At 61.6% G+C, this 23,460-nt stretch carries 21 protein-coding genes, 2 pseudogenes and 2 riboswitches; of the genes and pseudogenes, 11 read left to right on the forward strand and 12 right to left on the reverse strand.

The window, feature by feature from the left end; translation table 11 throughout:
* The first annotated feature begins 3 nt into the window (after positions 1-3).
* Both J2D73_RS09250 and cobJ read left to right on the forward strand, forming a co-directional pair.
* Positions 4-744: a precorrin-2 C(20)-methyltransferase gene (locus J2D73_RS09250; protein WP_207881309.1), complete on the forward strand. Its 741-nt coding sequence runs from the start codon at positions 4-6 to the stop codon at positions 742-744.
* Positions 741-1,475 (forward strand): precorrin-3B C(17)-methyltransferase, encoded by a 735-nt coding sequence (gene cobJ / locus J2D73_RS09255; protein ID WP_207881310.1) that lies wholly within the window; start codon positions 741-743, stop codon positions 1,473-1,475. The genes J2D73_RS09250 and cobJ overlap by 4 nt, the downstream gene beginning before the upstream one ends.
* On the opposite strand, the gene J2D73_RS09260 is transcribed toward cobJ, so the two are convergent.
* A complete protein-coding gene (locus J2D73_RS09260; RefSeq protein WP_207881311.1) occupies positions 1,451-2,200 on the reverse strand; it encodes a cobalt-precorrin-6A reductase in 750 nt (249 codons plus the stop codon). The genes cobJ and J2D73_RS09260 overlap by 25 nt on opposite strands.
* Between J2D73_RS09260 and cbiE the strand changes: the two genes are divergently transcribed.
* The 7 genes and pseudogenes from cbiE to J2D73_RS21430 all read left to right on the forward strand — a co-directional run.
* Positions 2,199-3,446 (forward strand): precorrin-6y C5,15-methyltransferase (decarboxylating) subunit CbiE, encoded by a 1,248-nt coding sequence (gene cbiE, locus J2D73_RS09265; protein WP_207881312.1) that lies wholly within the window; start codon positions 2,199-2,201, stop codon positions 3,444-3,446. The two genes, J2D73_RS09260 and cbiE, sit on opposite strands and share 2 nt — an antisense overlap.
* Positions 3,443-3,820, forward strand: coding sequence for a cobalamin biosynthesis protein (locus J2D73_RS09270; RefSeq protein WP_207881313.1), 378 nt, complete (start codon positions 3,443-3,445; stop codon positions 3,818-3,820). The genes cbiE and J2D73_RS09270 overlap by 4 nt, the downstream gene beginning before the upstream one ends.
* Positions 3,817-4,599: a precorrin-4 C(11)-methyltransferase gene (gene cobM / locus J2D73_RS09275; protein WP_207881314.1), complete on the forward strand. Its 783-nt coding sequence runs from the start codon at positions 3,817-3,819 to the stop codon at positions 4,597-4,599. The genes J2D73_RS09270 and cobM overlap by 4 nt, the downstream gene beginning before the upstream one ends.
* On the forward strand, positions 4,596-5,927 hold the full coding sequence (locus J2D73_RS09280; protein ID WP_207881315.1) for a cobyrinate a,c-diamide synthase: 1,332 nt from the start codon (positions 4,596-4,598) through the stop codon (positions 5,925-5,927). Before cobM ends, J2D73_RS09280 begins: the two co-directional genes overlap by 4 nt.
* Positions 5,920-6,690 (forward strand): precorrin-6A synthase (deacetylating), encoded by a 771-nt coding sequence (cobF, locus tag J2D73_RS09285; protein ID WP_207881316.1) that lies wholly within the window; start codon positions 5,920-5,922, stop codon positions 6,688-6,690. The genes J2D73_RS09280 and cobF overlap by 8 nt, the downstream gene beginning before the upstream one ends.
* Positions 6,626-7,780 carry a threonine-phosphate decarboxylase CobD gene (cobD, locus tag J2D73_RS09290; protein WP_243429817.1) on the forward strand — a complete coding sequence of 385 codons (1,155 nt, stop codon included), beginning with the start codon at positions 6,626-6,628 and terminating at the stop codon, positions 7,778-7,780. The genes cobF and cobD overlap by 65 nt, the downstream gene beginning before the upstream one ends.
* 76 nt (positions 7,781-7,856) lie before the next feature.
* Positions 7,857-8,034: pseudogene (locus J2D73_RS21430) on the forward strand (transposase); the annotation flags it as partial.
* Positions 8,035-8,554: 520 nt separating this feature from the next.
* Here the strand turns inward: J2D73_RS21430 and J2D73_RS09300 are convergent.
* The 4 genes and pseudogenes from J2D73_RS09300 to J2D73_RS09315 all read right to left on the reverse strand — a co-directional run bounded on the left by J2D73_RS09300 (position 8,555) and on the right by J2D73_RS09315 (position 12,022).
* Positions 8,555-9,691 carry an oxygenase MpaB family protein gene (locus tag J2D73_RS09300; protein ID WP_243429818.1) on the reverse strand — a complete coding sequence of 379 codons (1,137 nt, stop codon included), beginning with the start codon at positions 9,689-9,691 and terminating at the stop codon, positions 8,555-8,557.
* Entirely contained in the window at positions 9,691-9,846 is a 156-nt protein-coding gene (locus tag J2D73_RS09305) for a hypothetical protein (RefSeq protein WP_207881318.1), read from the reverse strand. Before J2D73_RS09305 ends, J2D73_RS09300 begins: the two co-directional genes overlap by 1 nt.
* Before the next feature lie 469 nt (positions 9,847-10,315).
* Positions 10,316-10,956: pseudogene (locus J2D73_RS09310) on the reverse strand (IS5 family transposase); the annotation flags it as partial.
* A gap of 253 nt (positions 10,957-11,209) precedes the next feature.
* Positions 11,210-12,022 carry a mechanosensitive ion channel family protein gene (locus J2D73_RS09315; RefSeq protein WP_207881319.1) on the reverse strand — a complete coding sequence of 271 codons (813 nt, stop codon included), beginning with the start codon at positions 12,020-12,022 and terminating at the stop codon, positions 11,210-11,212.
* Between the two features lie 303 nt (positions 12,023-12,325).
* Between J2D73_RS09315 and J2D73_RS09320 the strand changes: the two genes are divergently transcribed.
* A complete protein-coding gene (locus J2D73_RS09320; RefSeq protein ID WP_207881320.1) occupies positions 12,326-12,871 on the forward strand; it encodes a histidine phosphatase family protein in 546 nt (181 codons plus the stop codon).
* A 19-nt stretch (positions 12,872-12,890) separates the two neighbouring features.
* Here the strand turns inward: J2D73_RS09320 and J2D73_RS09325 are convergent, their stop codons facing one another.
* Entirely contained in the window at positions 12,891-13,625 is a 735-nt protein-coding gene (locus tag J2D73_RS09325; protein ID WP_207881437.1) for a CbtA family protein, read from the reverse strand.
* A 16-nt stretch (positions 13,626-13,641) separates the two neighbouring features.
* The gene (locus tag J2D73_RS09330) at positions 13,642-13,863 is read right to left on the reverse strand and encodes a CbtB domain-containing protein (protein ID WP_026397319.1); all 222 of its coding nucleotides are present in this window, start codon (positions 13,861-13,863) and stop codon (positions 13,642-13,644) included.
* A 36-nt stretch (positions 13,864-13,899) separates the two neighbouring features.
* Positions 13,900-14,051: riboswitch (cobalamin riboswitch) on the reverse strand.
* A gap of 45 nt (positions 14,052-14,096) precedes the next feature.
* Positions 14,097-14,325: riboswitch (cobalamin riboswitch) on the forward strand.
* A 386-nt stretch (positions 14,326-14,711) separates the two neighbouring features.
* Between J2D73_RS09330 and J2D73_RS09335 the strand changes: the two genes are divergently transcribed.
* A complete protein-coding gene (locus J2D73_RS09335; protein WP_207881321.1) occupies positions 14,712-16,988 on the forward strand; it encodes a TonB-dependent receptor in 2,277 nt (758 codons plus the stop codon).
* A gap of 72 nt (positions 16,989-17,060) precedes the next feature.
* Here the strand turns inward: J2D73_RS09335 and J2D73_RS09340 are convergent, their stop codons facing one another.
* The 5 genes from J2D73_RS09340 to J2D73_RS09360 form a co-directional block, all read right to left on the reverse strand.
* Complete coding sequence (locus J2D73_RS09340) at positions 17,061-19,457, reverse strand: TonB-dependent receptor plug domain-containing protein (RefSeq protein WP_408736836.1); 2,397 nt, start codon at positions 19,455-19,457, stop codon at positions 17,061-17,063.
* Positions 19,458-19,806: 349 nt separating this feature from the next.
* Positions 19,807-20,556: a cytochrome c oxidase assembly protein gene (locus J2D73_RS09345; protein WP_207881322.1), complete on the reverse strand. Its 750-nt coding sequence runs from the start codon at positions 20,554-20,556 to the stop codon at positions 19,807-19,809.
* Positions 20,553-21,176: an SCO family protein gene (locus J2D73_RS09350; RefSeq protein WP_207881323.1), complete on the reverse strand. Its 624-nt coding sequence runs from the start codon at positions 21,174-21,176 to the stop codon at positions 20,553-20,555. The genes J2D73_RS09345 and J2D73_RS09350 overlap by 4 nt, the downstream gene beginning before the upstream one ends.
* Entirely contained in the window at positions 21,173-22,918 is a 1,746-nt protein-coding gene (locus J2D73_RS09355) for a cbb3-type cytochrome c oxidase subunit I (RefSeq protein WP_207881324.1), read from the reverse strand. Before J2D73_RS09355 ends, J2D73_RS09350 begins: the two co-directional genes overlap by 4 nt.
* Positions 22,915-23,448 carry a cytochrome c oxidase subunit II gene (locus J2D73_RS09360; protein WP_207881325.1) on the reverse strand — a complete coding sequence of 178 codons (534 nt, stop codon included), beginning with the start codon at positions 23,446-23,448 and terminating at the stop codon, positions 22,915-22,917. The genes J2D73_RS09355 and J2D73_RS09360 overlap by 4 nt, the downstream gene beginning before the upstream one ends.
* Between the last annotated feature and the right edge of the window lie 12 nt (positions 23,449-23,460).

Below are 23,460 nucleotides of genomic sequence, written 5' to 3' on the forward strand. Positions count from 1 at the left end.
GCCATGGCGGGAAAGATCATCTGCGTGGGTCTTGGGCCGGGCGATCCGGAGTTAATGACCGTACGCGCCGACAGGCTGATCCGCAGTGCGGGGCGCATCGCGTATTTCCGCAAGGCCGGACGCGCGGGACAGGCGCGGCGCATCGTCGAAGGCATGCTTGCGCCGGATGCCGTCGAACACGCTATGGAATATCCAGTAACCACGGAACTTCCTTTCGAAAGCGACGAATATCGGAACACGCTCTCCACGTTCTACGACGACTGGACGGATCGCCTCGTTGCGCTTGCGCAGACACAGGACGTCGTGGTCCTGTGCGAAGGCGATCCTTTCTTCTACGGCTCCTTCATGCATCTGCACGTGCGCCTGCAAGGCCGCGCGACTGTCGAGGTCGTCCCCGGCGTTCCCGGCATGACCGGCTGTTGGAACGCGACCGGAACCCCGATCACCTGGGGCGACGACGTGCTGACCGTGTTGCCGGGCACGATGCCCGAAGCTGAACTGACTCGGCGCATGCGCGACGCCGACGCACTGGTGGTGATGAAAACCGGGCGTAACCTGCCGAAGGTACGCCGCGCCCTCGCCGCCGCCGGCAGGTTAGAGGACGCGTGGCTGGTCGAACGCGGCACCATGCCCGGCCAGCGGGTGCTTCGTGTCGTCGACGCGGAGGATGGCGACTGTCCCTATTTCGCGACGGTTCTGGCGCATGGAAAAGGCCGTCGCCCCGGAAGGGAGGATGCGCCGTGAGCGGCGTCCTGACAGTCGTCGGGCTTGGCCCCGGAAACGACGCACTGATCACGCCGGAAGTCACGGCGGCTCTTGCAAAAGCGACTGATGTGGTCGGTTATATTCCTTACGTTAAGCGTATTCCCGTGCGCGAGGGACTGACGCTGCACGCGACGGATAATCGCGTTGAGCTGGAAAGAGCCGTCCACGCGCTGGAAATGGCTGCGGCCGGTCGGCAGGTTGTGGTCGTCTCGTCCGGGGATCCCGGCGTGTTCGCCATGGCGTCGGCCGTTTTCGAGACGCTTGAGAAAAACCCCGCATTCGGAAGCATCCAGATCGAAATCATGCCGGGCGTCACCGCGATGCTCGCCGCGGCCGCGCGCGTCGGCGCGCCGCTCGGGCACGATTTCTGCGCGATCAACCTGTCCGACAACCTCAAGCCCTGGGCGACCGTCGAACGGCGGCTTCGCCTGGCCGCGCAGGCGGACTTCGCCATGGCGCTCTACAACCCGCGTTCAGCCGCCAGACCGCATCAGTTCGCACGTGTTCTCGATATTTTACGAGAAGAATGCGGACCAGATCGCCTGATCGTCTTCGCCCGCGCCGTGACCACGCCGGAAGAACGGATCACCGTCATGTCTGTGACGGAGGCCGACGCCGACATGGCCGACATGCGAACGGTGGTGCTGGTCGGAAACGCCGCGACGCGACGCGTCGGACCGTATCTTTACACGCCGAGACACGCGGAATGACCAAGCCACGCCATTGCGTCTTCCGTAGTGCGGACCACCGGACGAGGCGGCGCTTCGGGCCGGTCGATCACGATCACAGGCAGGCCAAGCGCGCGCGCGGCGTCCAGTTTCGCACGCGCGCCTGCGCCGCCCGCATTTTTTGCGACCACATGCGTGACGCCATGCGCCTTCATAACGGCCAGATCGCCTTCCACTGTAAACGGTCCGCGTGCGACGATGACCGTTGCTCGCGGCAGCGGGAGCGCGACTTCGGGGGGATCGACCAGCCGCAACAGGTAATCGTGCTCCGGGCGGAGTGCAAAGGCGTCAAGAAACTGTCTGCCTATGGCCAGGAAAATCCGCGACGGCGTTTCCGGCAACACTTCGGCCGCGCCCGGAACGTCGACGACCATGCGCCAGTCGTCGCCTTCGCCCGGCGTCCATGGCGCTCTCTCGAACGCCAGCAAAGGCACATGGGCGGCGGCGCACGCCTCCACCGCGTTACGGCTCATCTGGACCGCAAAGGGATGGGTGGCGTCTATGACGTGGCTTATACTCTGTTCGCGCAAATACTCCGCAAGCCCGTCCGCGCCGCCGAAGCCGCCAATCCGCGTCGGCAGCGGTTGGGCGAGCGGCGCCGCCGTTCTGCCTGCGTAGGAAAAGGTCGCGTCCACGCAAGACGACTTCAGAGCGCGCGCCATTTGGCTGGCTTCGGTCGTGCCGCCGAGAAGAAGGACGCGGGTCATGGCTGACCTCCGGACTAAAACTGCTCCTGAACCCAAGCCGGAGTGCGAAACGAGGAGCCGGAGCGCCCCTGTGCCCTGGCTTGTGATCATCGGCGTTGGTGAGGACGGGATGGCAGGTTTATCCGCTACGCGCCATGCCGAACTTGACCGGGCCGCGGTGATTTTCGGTGGCCCCCGTCACCTCGCGCTGGTGAATGCGGGGGAGCGCGGACGCCCCTGGCCGGTTCCATTCTCCGTCGCACCCGTTCTGGCCGAACGTGGGCGGGCAGTCGTTGTGCTTGCTTCCGGAGATCCGTTCTGGTTCGGCGCGGGCGCCAGCCTTGCCGAGCGGCTCGATCCGGACGAATGGATCGCGCACCCGGCCCCGTCCACATTTTCCCTCGCCGCCAGCAGCCTTGGCTGGAGTCTGGAAAAAACCTCCTGCTTCGGTCTGCACGCCGCTCCGTTCGAACGGCTGCTGCCCGCGTTGAGCGACGGCGCGCGCGCGATCTGCCTTATGCGTGACGGTCCCGCCGTCGTGGCCCTGGCCGGATGGTTGAGCGAACGCGGTTTCGGCGCCTCGACCCTGCACGTCATGGAGGCTCTGGGCGGTCCGCGCGAGCGGGTTCGCAGCGCTCGCGCAGAAAGTTTTTCGTTGGCCGACATCGCCACGCCCGTCGCAGCAGCCATCGAGTTCGCGGGCCGGAGCGGGCTGGCCCGCGCATCAGGGCTACCCGACGAACGCTTCAGCCATGACGGGCAGATCACCAAACGTCCCGTCCGCGCCTTGACCCTTTCGGCCCTCGCCCCACGGCCCGGCGAATTGCTTTGGGATATCGGCGCAGGCTCCGGATCGATTTCCATCGAATGGTGCCTGTCTGGAGGTCGCGCCGTCGCGATAGAGACGCGCGCGGACCGCGCCGCGACAATACGGGCCAATGCGCGCGAGTTCGGGGTTGATCACCTGCTGCACGTAGTGGATGGCGCGGCGCCCGACGCATTTGCGAATCTGCCTGAACCAAACGCCGCGTTCATCGGGGGCGGCGCGGACGAGGTCCTGCTGGCTGCGTTGTGGGAGCGTCTGCCCGCAGGTGCGCGCATCGTCGCAAACGCGGTGACGCTGGAGACGGAAGCCTTGCTGACTCTATGGCATGGGCGCAAGGGCGGCGAATTGCTGCGCATCGAACTGTCCGTCGCGGCGCCGCTCGGGTCGATGCGCGGATGGCGACCGGCAAGGCCCGTGACCCAATGGAGCGTCACGCGATGAGGGTCGCGGGCTTCGGCTTCCGTCGCGCGGCGGAACTGGCGTCACTGCGCGAGGCGCTGGCGGCGGCTGGCGGGGCGGAGGGGCTGGCCGCGCTGGCGACGCTGGTGGAGAAAGCCGACGCACCGGCATTTCTGGCGCTGGCGAAAGAACTGGGCCTTCCGGTCGCCGCCGTATCCGCCGACGCTGCAGCGCGCATCGTCACTCTGACGCGCTCCGAACGGATCATGGCTGATTTCGGGACCGGCAGCATCGCCGAAGCCGTAGCGCTCAGCGCCGCAGGCGCGGGTTCGCGTCTGCTGACCCCGCGCGCCGTATCTTTTGACAGGATGGCGACTGCAGCGATCGCCGAAAAGACCGAGGCGACAGGCCCATGACCGTTCATTTCATCGGTGCCGGACCGGGCGCCGCAGACCTTATCACGCTGCGCGGGCGGGACCTTATCGCCGCCAGCCCGGTTTGCCTCTACGCAGGGTCTCTGGTTCCGACGGCGTTGCTTGATCACTGTCCGCCGGGCGCGCGCATCGTCAACACAGCGCCCCTTTCGCTGGACGAAATCGTCGCCGAGATGGCGGCGGCGCACGCCGCCGGGCAGGACGTCGCACGTCTGCATTCGGGCGATCTGTCGGTCTGGTCTGCCATGGGCGAGCAATTGCGCCGCCTGCGGACGCTGGGCGTGCCGTATGACGTAACGCCGGGCGTGCCGTCCTTCGCAGCAGCAGCAGCAGCGCTTGGCGCCGAACTCACCTTGCCTGGCGTGGCGCAGTCCGTAGTGCTGACCCGGATGTCGGGGCGTGCGACGGCCATGCCTCCGGGCGAAACGTTGTCGGCGTTCGCAGCCACGGGCGCCACGCTGGCGGTTCACCTGTCGGTTCATGTGCTGGATCGCGTCGTCGCCGAATTGCTCCCGCATTACGGCGCGGACTGCCCGGTGGCCGTCGTATGGCGCGCAAGCTGGCCGGATGAACGCATCGTCCGCGCCACTCTGGGCGCGCTGGAGACAGCGCTGGGCGGAGAGTTGGAACGAACGGCGCTGATCCTTGTCGGGCGCGCGATCGGCGCGACGGATTTCGAAGAGAGCCGCCTTTACGCAGGAGATTACGATCGCCGCTTCCGGCCCGTCGGCGCAGCGCCGCGCTTCCCGGAGGGCGAATGAGCACGCCCGGCCTGATCGTCACCGCGCCGTCCTCGGGCGCAGGAAAGACCATGGTGACGCTGGGGCTGCTCGCGGCCCTGAAGGCGCGCGGGGTGGCGGCGCAGCCCTTCAAGAACGGACCGGACTATATCGACCCCGCGTTCCATAGCGCCGCATCGGGGCGCGTGTCAGTCAACCTCGACACATGGGCCATGTCGGCGGAGCGGATTGCGGGTCTGATCAACGGCAGGTCCGACGCTGACCTGATTCTGGCGGAAGGCTCGATGGGGCTGTTCGACGGAGTCGCTTCAGCCGGAGAAGCCGGAAACGGGGCCAGCGCCGACCTCGCCGCCCTTACCGGCTGGCCGTTCTTACTGGTCCTCGACGTGTCCGGACAGGCTCAGTCGGCCGCCGCCGTCGCGCATGGGTTCGCCTCCCTGTCGCCTCGCGTACGCATGGCCGGAGTGATTCTCAACCGGGTGGCCAGCCCGCGCCACGAAACACTGATCCGCGCAGGGATGGAGACCGCCGGGTTGCGCGTGCTCGGCGCCCTGCCCCGGCGGGAGACCGTCGCCCTGCCCGAGCGGCATCTCGGTCTCGTTCAGGCGGAGGAACAGCCGGGACTGGCCGCGTTGCTGGAGGAACTCGGCGCGTTCGTCGCCGAGCATGTCGATCTTGATCGCCTGATGACGCTGGCTGATGGCGCGTTCGGGCGTGGCGCGACGCCGGCCCCGCTGACGCCGCCCGGACAGCGCGTGGCGCTGGCCCGCGACGCAGCTTTTTCGTTCGTCTACCCACATCTTCTGGAGGGGTGGCGCGCGGCCGGTGCGGAGATTCTTCCTTTTTCGCCGCTCGCCGACGAAGCGCCCGCAGAGGGCGCTGACGCCTGCTGGCTGCCCGGCGGCTACCCGGAACTCCACGCGGGAAAACTTGCTGCAGCCCGCAATTTTCGTGACGGACTGCGCCGCTTCGCACAGACCCGCCCCACGCATGGGGAGTGCGGGGGATACATGGCGATGGGCGCTGGAGTGGTCGACGCCGCTGGCGTCCGGCACGAGATGACCAGCTTGCTTGGGCTGGAGACGTCCTTCGCCAAACGGAGAATGCATCTCGGCTATCGTCTGGCCACGCTTCTCTCGCCAATACCGGGCTACGACGCCGGACGGCGGCTGCGCGGGCATGAATTTCATTACGCCACGATCCTCGACCAACCGGACGCCCCGCTTGCGCGAACGGTCAACGCCGACGGCGCCGATCTGCCCGAAACCGGGTCGCGACGCGGGTTCGCCAGCGGCACGTTCTTCCATCTGATCGCGCCTGCTAGCGAAAAGGGCGCAACGTATGAATGAACTCATTCTCGTTGGCATTGGCACGGGAAATCCGGAACACCTGACACTACAGGCCGTGCGTGAACTCAACGCTGCGGACCTGATCCTGATCCCGCGCAAGGGGGAAGACAAGGCCGATCTCGCCGATCTGCGCCGGATGATCTGCGCGCAGGTTCTCACGAACCCTGCAGTCCGCCTCGTCGAATTCGACATGCCGCGACGTGACGCGAGCACCCCGGACTATCGTCAGGGCGTCGATAGTTGGCACAACGCCGTCGCGAACGCGTGGAGCGAAGCTATCGGCGCAAGCCTGCCCGATGGTGGGAAAGTCGCTCTGCTCGTCTGGGGAGATCCTGCGCTGTATGACAGTTCGCTGCGCATCGCAGCCCGCCTGACACCGAAGCCGATCGTGCGCAGCATTCCCGGCATCATGTCCCCAAACATGCTCGCCGCAGCGCATGGCGTCGCCCTGAATGAAATCGGCGCGCCGTTTCTGGTGACGACCGGGCGCCAGCTCCGCGACCATGGCTGGCCGCAGGGCGTCGATACGGTGGTCGTGATGCTGGACGGAGAATGCTCATTCCGACACCTCCCGGCCGATGGGATTGTTGTATACTGGGGCGCGTATGTGGGGATGCCCGAACAGATCGTGCTCACTGGGCCACTTGTGCAAATGGGACCCCGCATCGTCGCCGCCCGCGCCGCCGCACGAGCAAAGCATGGCTGGATCATGGACATCTATTTACTTCGACGTCGGGGAAACGCGGATGCAGGCGGGGCGTGACGTCGTGACGCGAGATACAGTCAGCATCAGGAAGGAATTTTCCAACCAACCTGAAACCCGGGAACAACTTCCTTTTCTTCCTACCCACGGAGGGCAGGTCAAAGCGGTCATGCGTCATTTCCTCGATGCGCCGCGCCCCTTCATCGACCTGTCGACCGGCATCAACCCGAACGCCTATCCTCTGACCATGCCATCACTGGTCAGCCTGACCCGCTTGCCAGAGCAGGACGAAGAGGACGATCTGCGCGTAGCGGCGGCGGCGGCTTATAGCGTCTCCGACCCTGCCCTGGTCGCAAGCGGTCCAGGAAGCCAGAGCCTTATTTCCCTTTTGCCGCGTATTTTGCATGCCAACCGGGCGTGCATTCTTGGGCCGACATATTCAGGTCATGAAACAGCATGGCTACAAGCAGGCATCTCTGTCAGAAAATTTACCGACTTCGGCGACCTTGAATCGCAAGCATCGCAACCCGGCACGGTTTGCGTTGTCTGCAACCCGAACAATCCAGACGGACGCAGTCTTTCGGCGAAAATTCTTGCCGCTCTTGCCGATCGTTGCGCAGCATCTGGAAATTATCTTGTGGTTGACGAAGCGTTCGCCGATTTTGATGGGGAGAGCGTAGCGAGCGCCCTGCCGCATCCCGGCCTGATCGTTCTACGATCATTTGGCAAAACCTATGGTCTGCCCGGCGTGCGTCTCGGGTTTCTTATCTCAGCAGAACCCATAGCACAGCGAGCGCGTGATCTGCTTGGCTCATGGCCTGTCAGCGGCCTCGCCATCGCTGCTGGACGGCAGGCGTTACGAGACACCGCATGGCTGGAGTGCGCGCAACTGACGGCTCGGCGCGCGCGTGCGCGGCTTGATGGAATGCTTCACAATGCTGGCTTCAACAGCAAAGGGGACAGCTGCCTGTTCACGCTGGTGGAAACCGAACACGCCATGAAAGTCTGGCTGCATCTTTGCCGGCAAGGGATCGTGACCAGATTTTTCGTTGGCAGAACTAATTTTTTGCGCGTTGGCCTTCCTGATGGGGAGGCTGCTTGGGCGCGAACAGAATGCGCGCTCCGCCTGTGGCGCGAACAAGCACTTTAAACGAAAATACCTTCCGCATGGGCCGTTTTGGGAAGTCGCATCAGGACGTGGATCAGACTCACCAGCCCCACGCACAATCTTTAGAGCGTATCGTCAGTTAACGGGTTGCGAAGGTCACGTCGGCGGGACTGTTGCGGATAATCGTCTGTTTGTGGAAGCGGTTCTGTATCGTCACCACGCAGGCATCTTCTGACCTGACCTTCCTATCCGCTTTGGCCAATGGAAAGAATGTTCACGGACGACGGCGCCGCTGGCGCGAAAGCAGTGTGATTGAGCGGGCTTTCCGACATCTGGTTACCAAAATCCATGCCATTGTCGATACTACGGAAAAGGTTGTGGCTCTTTCTCTGACGCCTAAAAAAGGGGAGAACATCGTTGAAGCAGAGCATTGCTCGATGAAGTCGATCTCAAGCCCATCACCGCCGACAAGGTTTATGACGCCCCCCTTATCGAAGGCGTCTTCGCCAGACCGCAACAGCTCGGAAGCACAGCGATACGCTACGGCAAGCTTAAGCCAACTTTTCCTCGCAGCAATGCAACTCGTCTCCGCCATCATCGGGATTAACCGACGACGCGTCCTAGCTGTTTAGTCTCGGCATCCGAGTGATGTTGTTCAAATGGAACAACATTTCAATATTCTTGAGTTTTTAAATTACTGGAAGCCAAGTCGATAAGTTGGATTAATCGACGTTTCTACACACTATTTTGTAATATTTAGCTACACTGCACCTACCCCGCATGCCGTCACCGAGCGGCATGCGGGGTTGCCTGACGCTACAGCGCCACTCGAACCTTTTCGTCAAGTTCGCGGGCAACATTTATCAGTTCAGTTCCGTCCGGCCCCCAGAACACATCGAGCGCTCGTTGGAAGGTTTCCGGAGATTCCTGCATCTGACGAATGCGTTTTTGGGAGCCTGCAAGCTTCTTGACGCCTTCGGCACGCTGCGCCTCACCCCACCCTGCACCCCAAAGCTGGATTTTCTCAGGGTAGGAAGCGATGACAGCAGGCATGGGCTCATTGAAGAACTCGTTCAACAGATCGATAACCTTTTGCTGAGTCGGGTGCCAGTTGTTCTTTATCTGTTCGTGCATAAGTTGAGCGAAATGCTGTCCAGTGTCCGGCATAATGTCTGCCGTTTCGGATTTTTTGAACAAATCCTGATATTTATCAAACAAGGCATCCGCCTCAGCCATGGTGTGCGGAATCTCATCCTCAGGCGAACCCACCAAGCGCAAGTAAGCCGCAGATTCGCTGATGTATTGGTCCCGCTCTTCGTCACTTAGGCGAGAGGGGGGGGTATCCCCGTGCCAAGCGAAGTGCTCGTACACCCAAAGCATTCCGACCATCTCGGTGAGCGCTGCCCACATAACCTCTCGGGAGCCGGTCGCGGAAAAACCGCCAAGTCCGGGCTCACCCACATCGATGACGCCACCCTCAACGTGGCTGTGGATTCTGTAGAGATGCTTCCATATGCCCTCGGCCGTCGCGGTGTCGCCAAACCACATGGGAGCGTGTATGCCGGAGTTTCGCTGGAGCCGCTCAAAGTAATCGAAAGCGGTGAGCTTGCCCTGGCGAACTTTTCGTGCGAGCGGATCTTGATCACGCACACCGGCAGTCACCGGTTTGTACATGAGCTGCAGCCCCCATTGCGCAACCGACTGGAAGACGATGTTCGACGGGTGCAAAGCCACCTTCCAGACGATGCTGCCCGGACCGAATAACCCATAGTCGGGCGAGCCGTCCTCTTTCTTGGAACCTCCCGCAGGCACGGGCACTCCGAAGCGACGCCAACGATTAGCGTTGCCCATCAACTTCTCGTCACTCAGCTCGAACTCGTCGCTGATCCTGACCTCTGTCTTCTCAACCATATCGATCTCTTTCGACAAAAAATGCGCCGTGATGGCGGCCATCACGAGCGCAGCAGGTTCGTACGGGCCAGTTGAATTACCTCATCCCCGCGGCCATTCAGGATGGCCTTCAGCATGTAGAGGCTAAAACCTTTGTGCTGCCCGAACTGAATCTTGGGAGACAAAACCAGCTCTTTCGTCGCCGTGAGCACCGCCACAGCGCTGGTCTTGGAAGAGCGACGGCCGCGTTCAATGCGTCATCAAGCTGAACTAAATCAGTGACCTGAAAGATGGCTACTCCGATAGCTACGGCTAACTCCAGCATCAGCGAAAGTTTGTACGACTAAATCGGCTACGGTGAACTCCATGGTGATGCTCCAATAACGGTGAGTCGGTGCTGCTCATGGGGAAAGTATTCAGAGTCGGAAATTTATGTTCCAATGCGGCGATTTCGTCCAAGACGAATAAACGCGATGATTAAGAGGAAATTCCCATAAATGTCGGTTTAAATTCCAAGTCAGGCGACGCGCTCCGAGCCAGATTGTTCGTGATATGTCAGAGCTTAGCCACGAACGACGAACGATCTATCAGGCGCATATTGAATATGCTCGACACCGAGATCAAAATGCGAGCAATAAAAACACGCGCCGGCCACTGGCTATTACCTTGGCGTAGGATGTGTCGTCGGTTAATTTCGACGATAGCGGAGGCGAGTTGAACTACCGCGAGGAAAGTTAACTTCAGCTTGTCGTGATGTATCGCTACGCCTTTGAACTGCTGCGGTCTGGCGAAGGCGCGCTCGATAAGCAGGGTCATAAGCCTTGTCGACGATGATGGCCTTGGGATGGACTTCATCCAGCAATGCTCTGCTTCAGTGGCGCCTGCCCGTTGCCCGGCCGCCGGAGAAAGAGCCTCAGCCTTACCCGCGGCATCGAAAATGGTATGGATTTTGGTGGTCAGTCCGCCACGGGGTTATTCGATGACCTGATCTGCGCCTCTTTCTTACAGGCGCCCGCGCTGTGTCAGTGAACTCGGACAATCGTACTGCCGATCATCATATGCGCATCGTTGTGATCGGTGGCCAGACGCCGGGAAACCCGCTCAATGACGCCGCTTTCGCTCCAGCGCCGTAATCGTCTGTGAACACTCCCCCAATCGCCAAAGCGGACAGGGTGGTCACGTCACGGAATGCCACTACGGTAATGATACAGGGCCGCTTCCACATACAGGCGATTATCCTCAGCGGTCCCGCCAGCGTGACCTTCGCGGCCCAAGAGAATATCTTTCATCCGCTCCCACTGACCATCGCTTAGACCACACTGACCCATCTATGTATCCCCAGAAAAACCGGGCAAGAACATCCTAAAGCGCGTCAATGTACAAGGTCAGTTTCGCTACAAGCTAACTGGCGGCACACTCTAAGAGACTGTTTTTCCCGTCTATCCTGCTCGCCCGCATGACGCCTCCACTCCGCCATCGCGAGGCACGCACCGAGGAGCCTCACTCACGCAGGGCGCTTTTCTGAGCATGTCCGTGTCCCGCCCTTCCCGCCCGCAACGCGCGGACGGGCTGTCAAAAAACTTATTGCGCAGCGCGGGTGTTGACGCCCAGACGAAAACCTTCCTGCTTCAGCGCCTTGATCGCAGCTTCCGAATATTTTCCAACAAGCGGAGTGACGTTCGCCGGTGCGCACCAAAAGCCAAGACCCACAGAGATATTGGCTGGTTGCGGCAGGAAAGATACCGCAGGCGCCGGTGAATCCAGAACAAGCGCATCCCCCTGCAGCAGAGCGAGCAGCGTGGCCCGCGCCTTATCGGTGTCATCGGCATAGTCGATCAGCAGGGAGACCGTCGCGAGCACCTTGTCTTCTTGTGAAGTATTCACCACCACATTGTTCGATAAAGCGCCGTTCGGCACATAGATGATCTCGTTGCTGGCGCTACGCAGCACGGTACGAAACATTTCGATCGAGACCACCACGCCAGAGCTGCCGCCCGAATTAATGGTGTCTCCCACCTTGAAGGGCCGGAAGAGAAGTATCAGGACGCCACCTGCGAAATTCGCAAGACTTCCCTGCAACGCCATGCCGACGGCCAGACCGGCTGCGCCGAGCACAGCGACAAATGAGGTCGTGGCGATGCCCACCATCGAGGCGACGCTGATCAACAGCAGCGCCTTCAGGAACAGACTGACGACGCTGAGCAGGAACCCGCGCAGGGTCGGCTCTATATGACTTGCCGCCATCATCCGCCCCATCGCGCGGGTCACCATATTTATGATGGTCCAGCCGACAAGAAACACGATAACCGCGAGCACAACCTGCCCGGCATATCCCAGAACCGTGGGCAGCCAGCCGTTGAGTTGCGTCCACAGCGAATTAACCTGATGTTCCATAAATACTCCCGTCACCTGTTGCCGTTATTGGATTCAATCATCTTCAATATTATGCCCGGCCAAGGAAAGCATGGCAATTTCACGGCCAGAGGCTGCTTTGACGCGCAAAACGGAGCGGGGCGCTTTGCCGCTGCAACCCTATTGGCCGTCGAAAATTCGTGCGAAACAGCATACGCCTCAGCCTTCCTCCCACTGCTCGTAACCACATCGGTCTGATCACGAATGTCGCCCACGGACCGCTACGCCAAAGGAAACGCAGAATTATAAATCAATTTGAAAATTGTACGGCGAAGGCGTGACGAAATGAAAATATTTATGCTTACGTCCAGTATTGCCGACGACGTAAAAATGGGCTGCATTCCGGCACGGGGCGTACCCCCTACCCTCGCCTCGGGCACGCGTGCGTGGTTACGCCGCGTCCCCGGCGACAGCGTAATATTCGCCGGTCGCGACATGAATTTGATCGACTCATTCCCCCCAACCCGCCAGATTTTCAGTGAATCGGCGTTGTCCGACCGGGATCATGGCCAGTGGCACGGGCGAAATTTACGGGACCTCCCCTCCGACGATCTGTCACGGTGGATAGCCGACCCGGATTTCGCCCCGCCAGAAGGAGAAACCGCCCGCGGCGCTTTCATGCGCGCCGCAGCGTGGCTGGACGAAGCGCCTCATACGGGCGTGGATGTTGTCGTTGTGGCGCAACCATCGGTTGTGAGAACTTTGTTGATCCACGCTCTCGGCGGCGGCGTGGAGATGGCGGCGCGCCTCGATATTCCTCCGTCGAGCCTTAGCGTCATGACCCGCCACACACATTGGCGGGTCGCAAGCATGGGCACGCTTCTGGATTGAGGCCTGGCGCTCCCGGGGATCAACCCGCCAGACGCCGACCGCCCTCTTTCGGAGCAAGCACGGCGGCGGCGAGAGGCCCGAAGATCAACCCGAGCGCCCCCCACAGGACGATCTGCATGCCGATGGCGGCCTCCCTAAACCGCCACAGCACAACGGCGGGAAAATTAGCCGGCACTTCGTTGATGTCTGGCGCAGTCGCCTGCACGAGCGCCGTCAGAACTACGAACAGCCCGACGCCGCACAACGTCGCGTTCCATGCGCCAAGCCGCAGAGCCAGACGCCGCCCTACAAGGATGGCGATCGCCATCACGCACACGGACAGAGCGATCACCTCGAAATAGGTCGCGGTTCGCAGTTGTATCGTGTCAGGATGTCCAATGCCCGGGGGGTTAGGCGGATATTTCAGCCCGGGGATCAGCACGAACGTGAGAAAACCCGCCCCGGCAAGCAGCAGGGCGAGTGCGCGCGGCGATATCCGTCCCATCCGCCCATAGGCGAACGCGAAGACGACGGCGTAAATCCCGCCATAAGCAGCGCCATACATCAGCGAAGCGACAAGCAGCCCGAACGACGCCTGCACCGCGCGGCTGACGAGTTCCGGCTCCGGCGCCATGCCGGCAGCCGCGTCCTGCGCGGCTTCGAACGCTATGGCCAGATTGACCTGAGGCTCGCCGAAAATCCGGGCGAACAGGAAAGCAAGGCAAGCGGCGATAACGCCCGCAACCATGCCGCGGGCGAGAAGACGACCAGCCATGAGACACGACCCGCCGTCAGTGGCAGGGGAAGCCCAGAAGGTGACGTCCGTCATGAACGAACTCATGCACTGCATGACCGGAAATCAGCGACGTCGCGCCCTGCTCCGCGCCCACGAAATAGAGCAGCGCGAGAGCGAGAACCACGCCGAACGCAGCCCACGGCAAGACGGCGCGGACCGGGATAGCGGCGGGCGCCGGAGCGAAACCGGGAATGGACGAGGAAAGACTGTGGCTCATGACCTGCTCCGCTCGGAAAGGCGCGTTCCGTGTTGGGACGATAAAAAAGTGACAGAGGGTCCGGCTTCCGCCGCCGATGATGTGGCGGCGGTTACAGTGGCGCGACCGCGTCGGATTTTCACCGACTTCCCCTGATGCATGTCCGCACATTTAATCGCCCCCCCTTCCCTGTCAACAATTACGCGCATCGAACTGGCAGCGCTTTCGTATTGCTGGCGAGGCCTGACCCTGCCTATAGACACGCTGTCGATGGTTCCGCGCGAGCGGATGAAAAGGGAACGCCGTGCGCCTTTGCAGACTACGATCCGCAGGCAAGTCGGCGACTGCCCCCGCAACTGTTGGCGGAGAGACGCCGTTCATGTCGCCCTTTCGGGGACGAGCCACTGGTCCTGCCGGGCCGGGAAGGTCGAACGGACGTCTATGACCCGCGAGTCAGGAGACCTGCCATCGTCGCGATCAACCGAAAGCCGGTCGGGGTTGGCCAGCGTATCGAAAGACAGACGATGACGTCGACATCTCCGCGCCTGACGCGCCCCAGGCTTCTCCGCTACCGGACGGAGCCATAGCCGCGCTCTTCCGATCACGTTGAGCCGCAGCAAGCCGCCCGCAGACTAGGCACGTCGTTTGTTCCTCCGCTCCCCGGCGAGGCTGGACAATCATCCCGGCCGCCGGACGCTGACAGGGTGAACGGTCGTCGCGCGCCGAACGGCGCTGCCGCATGCACTTCATCGACTTTTCCCGCCCGGCTCCGCAAAGCGCCGACTTAACGGCGCCGCACGTCCGCCGAGGACGACGTCCGGGCGGGAGAAGATTCGCGGAAACCATGTTTCCGCGTCGTCAGGACTTCCATGCCCCCCAACACCCCGCCGCGAATTTCACTCGGCCGCATACGCCACTCATCCTCGCCACGACGTCTGCCCGTCGCCGCTGCGGCGATCGTCACGTCGTTCGCCGCGCCCTCATTTTCCGCCTCAGCCGCGTCACCAGCGTCGCAGGACAGCGACAGAAAGGCGGCGCACGCAAAAACCCGGCATGATGACGAGGCCGTTTCCGCGAAAATCTCCGGCGACGCGCAATCCCCGGCACAGTCGGCAACAGGGAGTCATGCGGAGAGCATTCAGGTCACGGCGTCTCGACGCGACCTTCTCGGACGAGCCGGGACCGCAAGCGAAGGATCGTTGACCTCCAAGGAATTGCACCTGCGCCCGATCTATCGCGTGGGACAGATTCTGGAGGCCATTCCTGGCCTCGTCGTCACCAGCCACTCCGGCGAGGGCAAGGCGAACCAGTTTTTGCTGCGCGGGTTCAACCTCGACCATGGAACCGATCTGGCGAGTTTCGTCGACGACATCCCCATTAACGGCGCGACCAACGCGCACGGGCAGGGATATACCGATCTTAACTTCCTGATGCCGGAACTGTTGGAAAGCGTCGACTACACCAAAGGACCTTTTCACGCCGCGATCGGCGATTTCGGCGTGGCGGGGTCGGACCACATGCGTCTGGCAGGGGATATCCCCCGCCAGATATCCCTCAGCGCCGGAACGCTTGGCGATTATCGGGCCTATATCGGCGGCACGGCGCACATGCACAACGGCGACCGCTGGCTCGGCGCGTTCGCCGTCTCGCATTCCGACGGTCCCTGGCGCTACCCGGACAATGCGCGCAGCATCAAGGCGACCTCGCGCTACACGCACGGAGACGCCTCAAACGGCTTCGATGCGACCGCAATGTTTTATCGTGGGCAATGGCGGGCTACCAATGATCAGCCACTGGAGGCCATGCAGGACGGAATGATCGGCAAATATGGTTCGCTGGACCCGACCGATGGCGGTTTCTCCGAACGCTACAGCCTGTCCGGGCACTACCGCTTGTCCGCGTCGAACTGGCGGTGGGTCACGAGCGCCTTCGTCTCGCACGACAGGTTAACGTTATGGAACGACTTCACCCATTATCTCGACGATCCGGTCAACGGCGACCAGCATTCGCAGGACGAAACGCGCACGACCCTTGGCGGGACCAGCACTTATTCAAGGCATGACGTCATCGGCGGCTTCCGCACGGAAACGCAGTTTGGCGTACAGGGACGATACGACATTCTCTATGTCGATCGCCGACACACGCATGATCGCGTCACGCTGAAGGACTGTCCCGGCAGTCTGGACGATTCCGACGACTATCGTTGCAACGCAGACAATATCAACATCGGTTCGGCTGCAGTCTTCGTTCAGAACACCACGCACTGGCTGCCTTGGTTTCGCAGTGTCGTCGGTCTGCGCGAGGATTATCAGGCCGGGTCGGACGACAATCTTGTCGACGGGAGCCACACCCGGCGGCGCCAGTTTCTCTTTCAACCGAAAGGCAGCCTGATTTTCGGCCCGTGGAGAAAGACCGAACTCTACCTCAGCGCCGGACGCGGTTATCACTCCAACGACTTTCGCTCCGTCGTCGGATCTTACTCTGTAGGAAAATTTGCGACCGGATCTGTCCATGTCCCTATCATGACCGCAGCGACCAGCGGAGAAATCGGCGTCAGGACCACGCTGGCGCCGCATCTCAACGTGCAGGCGGCGGCGTTTATCATCGATTTTGATTCAGAACTGACATATGACGGAGACGCTGGCGTCAACTCGCCTGGCCCGGCAAGTCGGCGTCAGGGCGTGGAACTTTCCGCCCAGTATAATCCCTGGAACTGGCTTGAGTTCAACACCGACCTGTCTTTCGCGAAAGCGCGCTATCGCACGCACGATCCGGCTGAATACGGCATCCCCGGCTTGTATGTGACGAACGCTCCCGATTTCGTCTGGTCGTTCGGAGCCATCGTCGACACCCATGGCCCCTGGTATGGTGGGCTGCAGGTCCGCTGGCTCGGCGGATACACCCTGATTGAGGACGACTCGCTGCGTTCCAAAGGATATCAGGAAGTAAACATGAACGTCGGGTATCGCTTTACGCGGTATTTCAACGCTGAACTCAGCATCTTCAACATGTTCAATAACCACGGATACGCGGCGCAATACGCCTACGACTATCGGCTCACGCCAACCTCATCGGAGTCGACCGGAGCCACCGGGCATGCGATCGAACCTATCTCCGCTCGGCTGACAGTGACTACAAAGTTCTGATCTGCGGATTAACGAAAAGCGTCCCGCTGCTCCGGTTCCGCGGCGGGCGCGCGATCCGGAGCAGCCGTAACGTTACAGGCTGAGATTGGCCTTGAGGTAATAGAACCCGCCATTCATGCCAAGTTGCGACGTGCTCATGTAGTACTGCGGAACGCCGAGGTAGCGGTTGCCGTCCGGCACCCGAGAAGGTCGCGCGTCGAACAGATTGTTCGCCCCCAGAGTGAAGGCAAGTTTCGGCGTGACGCGGTAAGTAATTTCGAGATTCGTGACGAATTTCGGCGTGTTGTGGAATTGCAGGAAATTATAGGCGTTCGCGACGCTGCTATTCGTCGCGCCGGAATAGACGCTGAGTTCGGACGTCGTCTGTCCCCAACGTATTTCATGCACGCCGACGGACCACTTTCCGTCCGCGCTCGTGAAACGGCCGCCCCAGATCATCTTGCTTCGCGGGTAGGCTGTCGTGATGTAGGCGACGCTCTGCGCCGTCAGCAACGGTTGGCCGGACGCGGACACGCCCTCATGCGTCAGGCGCGTACGGTTGAGATTGATCGTCACATCCCAGTCGATGCGTCCAACGTCGCCTAGCCTGCTCATATAGGTGGCGGTGAGATCCAGCCCCTGCGTACGGGTGCTGGCCACGTTGGCGAACCAGTGCGTGGACAGCGCATTGCCCCATGTCGACGCGGCGTCCGGCAGAGTGAAGCCGTTCATCTCCAGAGCCTGCAGCGCCTGCGTACCGTAGACGTTGCCGCCCGGCAAAATCTGGTCGCGCAGGTTGATCTGATAAACGTCGACAGTCAGGTGCAGGTTCTTCGCAGGCGTGATGACCACGCCGCCTGACGCGTTCGTAGAGCGCTCGGGCTTCAGGCGCGACGCCCCGTTGGCCAGCGCTCCCGGCGAGCTTGCGCCGATGATGCCGTTCGCCGCCGTCGGAGATAAAGAAACCGCGCTGTAATATTCCTGCGCCAGAGTCGGCGCATGGAAGCCGTTCGAGATCGTGGCGCGGAAACCCAGCCACGGCGTCGGGTCGTATCGCAGGGCCGCCTTTCCCGTCTCGGTGTCGCCGACATCGGTGTAGTGTTCGTAGCGACCGGCGAGATCGAGCTGGATATTGCGCGTCAGATGCGTGGCGACGTCGAGGTAGCCGCCAACCACGTCGCGGTTGTAATGCCCCGCATTGCCCGCGACCGTTCCTGCCAGCGCATCGGAACCACTGCCATAGGTCGAATCCGGAGACCCCGTTCCGATCGCATAGCTTTCATAGCGATAGGTCGCTCCACCCGCGACGTTGATCGCGTGCGGCCAGAAGCGTGTGCGCAATGACTTCGAAATATCGAACGTGTTGCTCCACATCTCATTGGTGAAGCCCTGAACGTCGAAATTCCGGGGCGTGCGGCCCGTAGCCGTCGACAGCGACAGGTTGACTGAATTATTCAGGCCGACATCATCGTAGTCACGGCCATAAACCGACGACAGATCCCAATGCCACTTGTCGATCTCGCCGCGCAGTCCGGCAGTAATTTCCCAATCGTTCTCATCGAGAGTTTCTATCGGCGAATATCCATCCGGATAGATCGCCGCATACGCCGGGTATTTCGCAAGAGATGACGCCGTCCGGTAATTCTGGAACGATTCCGCATGGCGATGGGCGTAGGTCGCGACGACATACGCCTCGAGATCGTCAAGGATGTGGTAGCCCGCATTGACCGCCACGCTCTCGCGCGTCTGCTCCGGCTGACCGAGAATCTTGTTGATCTTCGTGCCTGTACGAAGATCCGGCGCGCTGCGATACGTGTGGTCCTGGTGATCGAAGTCGCCGCTGATATGAATATAACCCCGGTCCGTCAGCTTGGCGCCGCCGTCGAGGTAGAGTCCCTGTTCGAAGCCATCCTTGGCTGCAGTGATGCCGGTGATGGATTGCGCGTGGAAACCGTGATCCTGCTTTTTGAGGATGATATTGACCACGCCCGCGACCGCGTCCGACCCGTACTGCGCCGATGCGCCGTCACGCAGGATTTCAACATGGTCGATCGCCGCCAGTGGAATCATGTCGACGTCGACCGGCGTGCTTCCCTGCTGCGGACCGGCGTTGGCATAGATATTCGCTGTGGTGTGGCGGCGTTTTCCGTCAACAAGAACCAGCGTCTCGTTGGGACTCAGGCCCCGCAGGCTGAACGCTGACGTCAGCGCGCCGGTGTCGAAGCCGCCTGTCGGCATGGTAAGCGACGGCAGCAACTGCGTCAGCGCATCGCGCAATGTCGGCATGCCTGTTTCCGACAACTGCTTCGCGGACACGACGTCGATCGGGGAAATGCTGTCTCGCGCCTTCTTGCCCGTCTCCCGCGTGCCGGTGACGATCACGGTTTCAGTCCCCTCCGCCTCGCGCGCGGCAGGAACCGGAGGCGTCGACGGCAGCGCGACGGAACGCCCCAGCACTGGGGCGGCGGACGTACGCGCCGCATGAGCCACAGCCGGGCGTGTATAGGCGTGGGGCTTGACGCTCGCCTTGCGAGTAGTCGTTGCGCTACCGGAAGACTGATGAGAGACAAGACAGACTACAGATGTAGTACCGAGCAACGTCACCCGAAGTACAGAACGCAATGAAAAGCTCACAGAACGTTTCGAACCCACAATAAATCCTCACACTATTCGACCAAATCAGGGTCAGGCACTCTTCATAGACCTGATTGAGAGGATTTTTCACGATGCGATACGCCGCAGATACGCATTGCCTATCGTGTGTATCCGAAAAGACATAAATTAAACTATACTTAATAGTGAATTATTCAGACGAGCCGCACGAAACCGCCAAGTGGCTTCAGGCGCCCCGCTCGGGCTTGCCACCCGCCAACCATGACGCCTGTCCGTTCCGTTGCCCGCCACCCAGCAACAAGGAACAAAGCCCAACGATCTGCAACGGCATGCCCGCCAGCAGCATGACGAAGCCCGCCCATCTCTGGTCTTGCAACGGCGTCAGATCCCAACGGCACAAAACGTCGAGATAAGGCGCATAAAGCACATGGGAGGAGACCATCCAGATCACCGCGATGACGGTCATCGGCAGAGATCCGACCAGCACCAGAACCCCGACCAGAAAATCGCTCTTCAACACCCGGACGCCGGGTAAAATCTGCGCCCAGAACAACAGTCCCGCGAACAGGCCCAGCAACGCCAGGGGCGCGCTGAACAGGGCGTTGGCAAGAGATCTGTCGAGCACTGACGGCAGTCCGGTCGCGACGCCCAGCCCGGCGAACAGCACCAGCGCCACCATCGGATCGCGCAGCCACCCGCCCTTGCTCGGCATGAAGCCACCCGCTGGCATCGCCAGAAGCAGAAACGGCGGAACCACCTGTCCCATGACCATCAGGCCCGCCGTATATTGCGTCATCGACGCCAGAGGATCGTGCAGCCCCCATTCAGCCGCAATCCAGAGCCCGCACCCGAGGGCGCCTGCGACGCTACGCGCCAGACCGCGCCTGCGCGAGCGTCCCGCCCACAGCACGGCGCAGGCCGCCATGATCGCGGCCGCCGTCCAGACAAGAGCGACCCCGGTCGTCCATTCCCTCATCCCGCCCTCAAGGCCGCCCTGATGTCCGACGCCATGCCTGCCGGGTCGTTGAGTTGCGTCATCCCGTAGCGCGCAACAGCCCGACCAGCCGGACCGACAAGGGTGAGGACGGATGTATGGTCGATCCGTCCGGCGCCACCAGAAGCCGACCAGGCGATCCCCCAGGCCTTCGCCGTCTGCGCAACAGCGCCGGGCTCGCCCGTCACGCCGATGGGCGTCGGATCAAAGTTGGAGAGGAACTCATGCAGTTCGCGCGGCGTGTCGTGCTTGGGATCAAGCGTCACGAAAACGACCCGAACCTTGTCCGCATCTGCGCCGAGTTGAGAGAACACCGGTTTCAATGAGTCCAGAACCATCGGGCACACATCAGGGCAACGGACATATCCGAAATAGACCAGCGCCGCACGGCCATGAAGGGAAGCAAGACTGAAGCTGCGTCCCTTATCGTCCACCAGCGACAGGGCAGGAGCCGCATCTCCTGCGAGCGGCGACCCTGAAAAACGCCCGAACCCGCCGCCGAGCCCGGCGTAAGCCGCCAGTCCGGCGAGGGCGAGCGCACCGACGCAAAACCCCCGAAATACCGATCGGCGGAAGCGGGGCGCGTCCGCCGAGCCGCTCACCAGAGAACCCATCCGGGGGAATGGGTGACATTATGCAGGAACGGCCAGAGGATCGGAACGTAAGCCGCGACCGTCGCGACGGCGGTAAGGCCGACGAGCGCCCACACATGCTCAAGGCGGTTGGCGAGAACCGACGCGCCATGCCCCGTCGCCACAGGAATGGCGACGCCGGTTTCGTGGCTCACCGGTCCGCTCAGGGCCTGCGCAAACGGAACGGCCGGACGATCGGCGCGACGCCCGAACAGCAGCGTCCCGAAAAACACAAGGAAAAAGCTGTAGGTAGCGACCCACAGGATCACGCCACCCACTGCGATCAGCGTCGTCGGCGTCGCCGCGACGCCATAGAGAGCGTGATAGGTGTCGTGCGGTAGCGCCGAAACCCAGGCGCGGCGCGGCAGGCCATACAGGCCGGCCCACTGCATGCCGATCGCGAAAATCGACATGCCGACAAACCACGTCCACACTGAGAAAAGGGCGATGCGTCGGCTGATCAGCTTTCGTCCTGTCAGATGCGGAATCATCCAGAACGCCAGCCCCATGAACGTCATTGCGGTCACGCTGCCGACCGTCACATGGAAATGTCCCGGCACAAACGTCGTGTTGTGAACGATCGCGTCCAGCTCCCAGCTTCCGTTGACGATACCGGTGGCGCCGCCAAGGATGAAGGTCAGCGCGCCGAGGACCTGCGCCGCCACACTCGGATCGCTCCAGGGCAGAGCGCGGAACCAGCCAACCAGCCCCGAACCGCCGCGCATGCGCCCGGCGTATTCAAGACTCAGCCCGAGAGTGAACGCCGTGATGATGCTGGGTATGGCCACCGACATGGTCAGCACAACAAGAATCGCCCGCCAGATCTGGGAGAATCCGGGATCTGAGAATTGATGGTGCGAACCGACCGGCAGCGAAAAGATCAGCAGCAGCGCAAACGTCATCCGCGCCATCGGGTCGGACGCCAGCTTACCGCCCGCTTGCCGCGACAGCAGGCCATACCAGGAGATATAAGCAGGCATCAGCCAGAAATAGACGATCGGATGGCCGGTCAGCCAGAACAGCGTGCGGTTGATCATCGGGTCGATCGTCCCGATCAAACCGAGCGACCACGGGTCAAGTTGCAGGATAAGTTCAGACAACGCCCCGACGCCCGCCAGCGCCCACATCAGCATGGTGACGAGGCTCATATACGTCACCAGCGGCGTGACGCAGCCCGGATGCGCGCGCTTCCACGCGGCCCGCATCTTCAGCAGGACCGGCAGCGGCTGCACGCTGCCCAGAGTCAGGATCGTCATTCCGAGATAGAAGAACGGGCTGCCTTTCAAGGGGGGATAGAACGTCCACAGGACGCTCGATGAATTGTCGAACATCGCGTAGATCAGGCTGAGCGCCCCAACCGCCATCAGGCCGAAACACGCGCCCCACAGCGCCATACTTGGGCGCTGTCCCAATTCCCGGGCGGGCAGGTAAACCAGAAGGCCACATGTCACAAAAAACGTGAAGACGTAGCCGTTCAGAACCCCATGAACCGTCAAACCCTGATAATAGGTATGAAAGATCGAGCGAAGGGCTGGATAGGCGTTCACGCCGTCATAGTTCAAGGCCTGCAGCGGGCCGATCGACGCGCCGATCAGCAGCGCGCAAAACCCCGCGATCAGGAAAAGCAGCATCATACGCCGCTCGGGGCGCCAGCCCTCGTCGGTTTCCACAGGATAGACCACGGGACCCGGAGTAAAAGCGCGTCCGCTCATTCCGCCGCCCTCGCGTCAACGATGACCTGCCCGATCATGGCGTGATGCATCATGCCGCAGTATTCGTTACAGATGATGCGGAACACGCCCGTCCGATGGAACGTATATTTCACTGTGCCGACGACGCCCGGAACAGCAGTCAGATTGACCGGCGTGCCCTGAATTTCAAAACCATGCAGCACGTCGGAACTGGTGACGTAGAACGTGACCTCCGCGCCTTCCGGAACGTGAATAACGCCCGGCGTCCAGCGCCACGCCTTGCCGGTGATGTGCACCGCGTAGCTGTTCGGGCCCGTCTTGACGACCCTGCCTGTATCAGCAGCGGCGACTTCACGTTCCGCCGCCGTCGGATCGGAATGAAATGACTGCGTCGTGGTGACGAGTCCGAAATCATGCACGACGTAAAACATCGTCGCGACGGTCAGCAGCGCCATCATCACGATCACACAGACGATGAACGCCCGCTCGTGACGTTCGGCCGAAGCGTGGAAGGCTTCATCGAACGGGGTCATCCCGGAATCTCCACTCATGATTTTTGCCCC

This window comes from Acetobacter sacchari (assembly GCF_017377715.1).
In the GTDB taxonomy this organism is placed as follows: Bacteria; Pseudomonadota; Alphaproteobacteria; order Acetobacterales; family Acetobacteraceae; genus Acetobacter; species Acetobacter sacchari.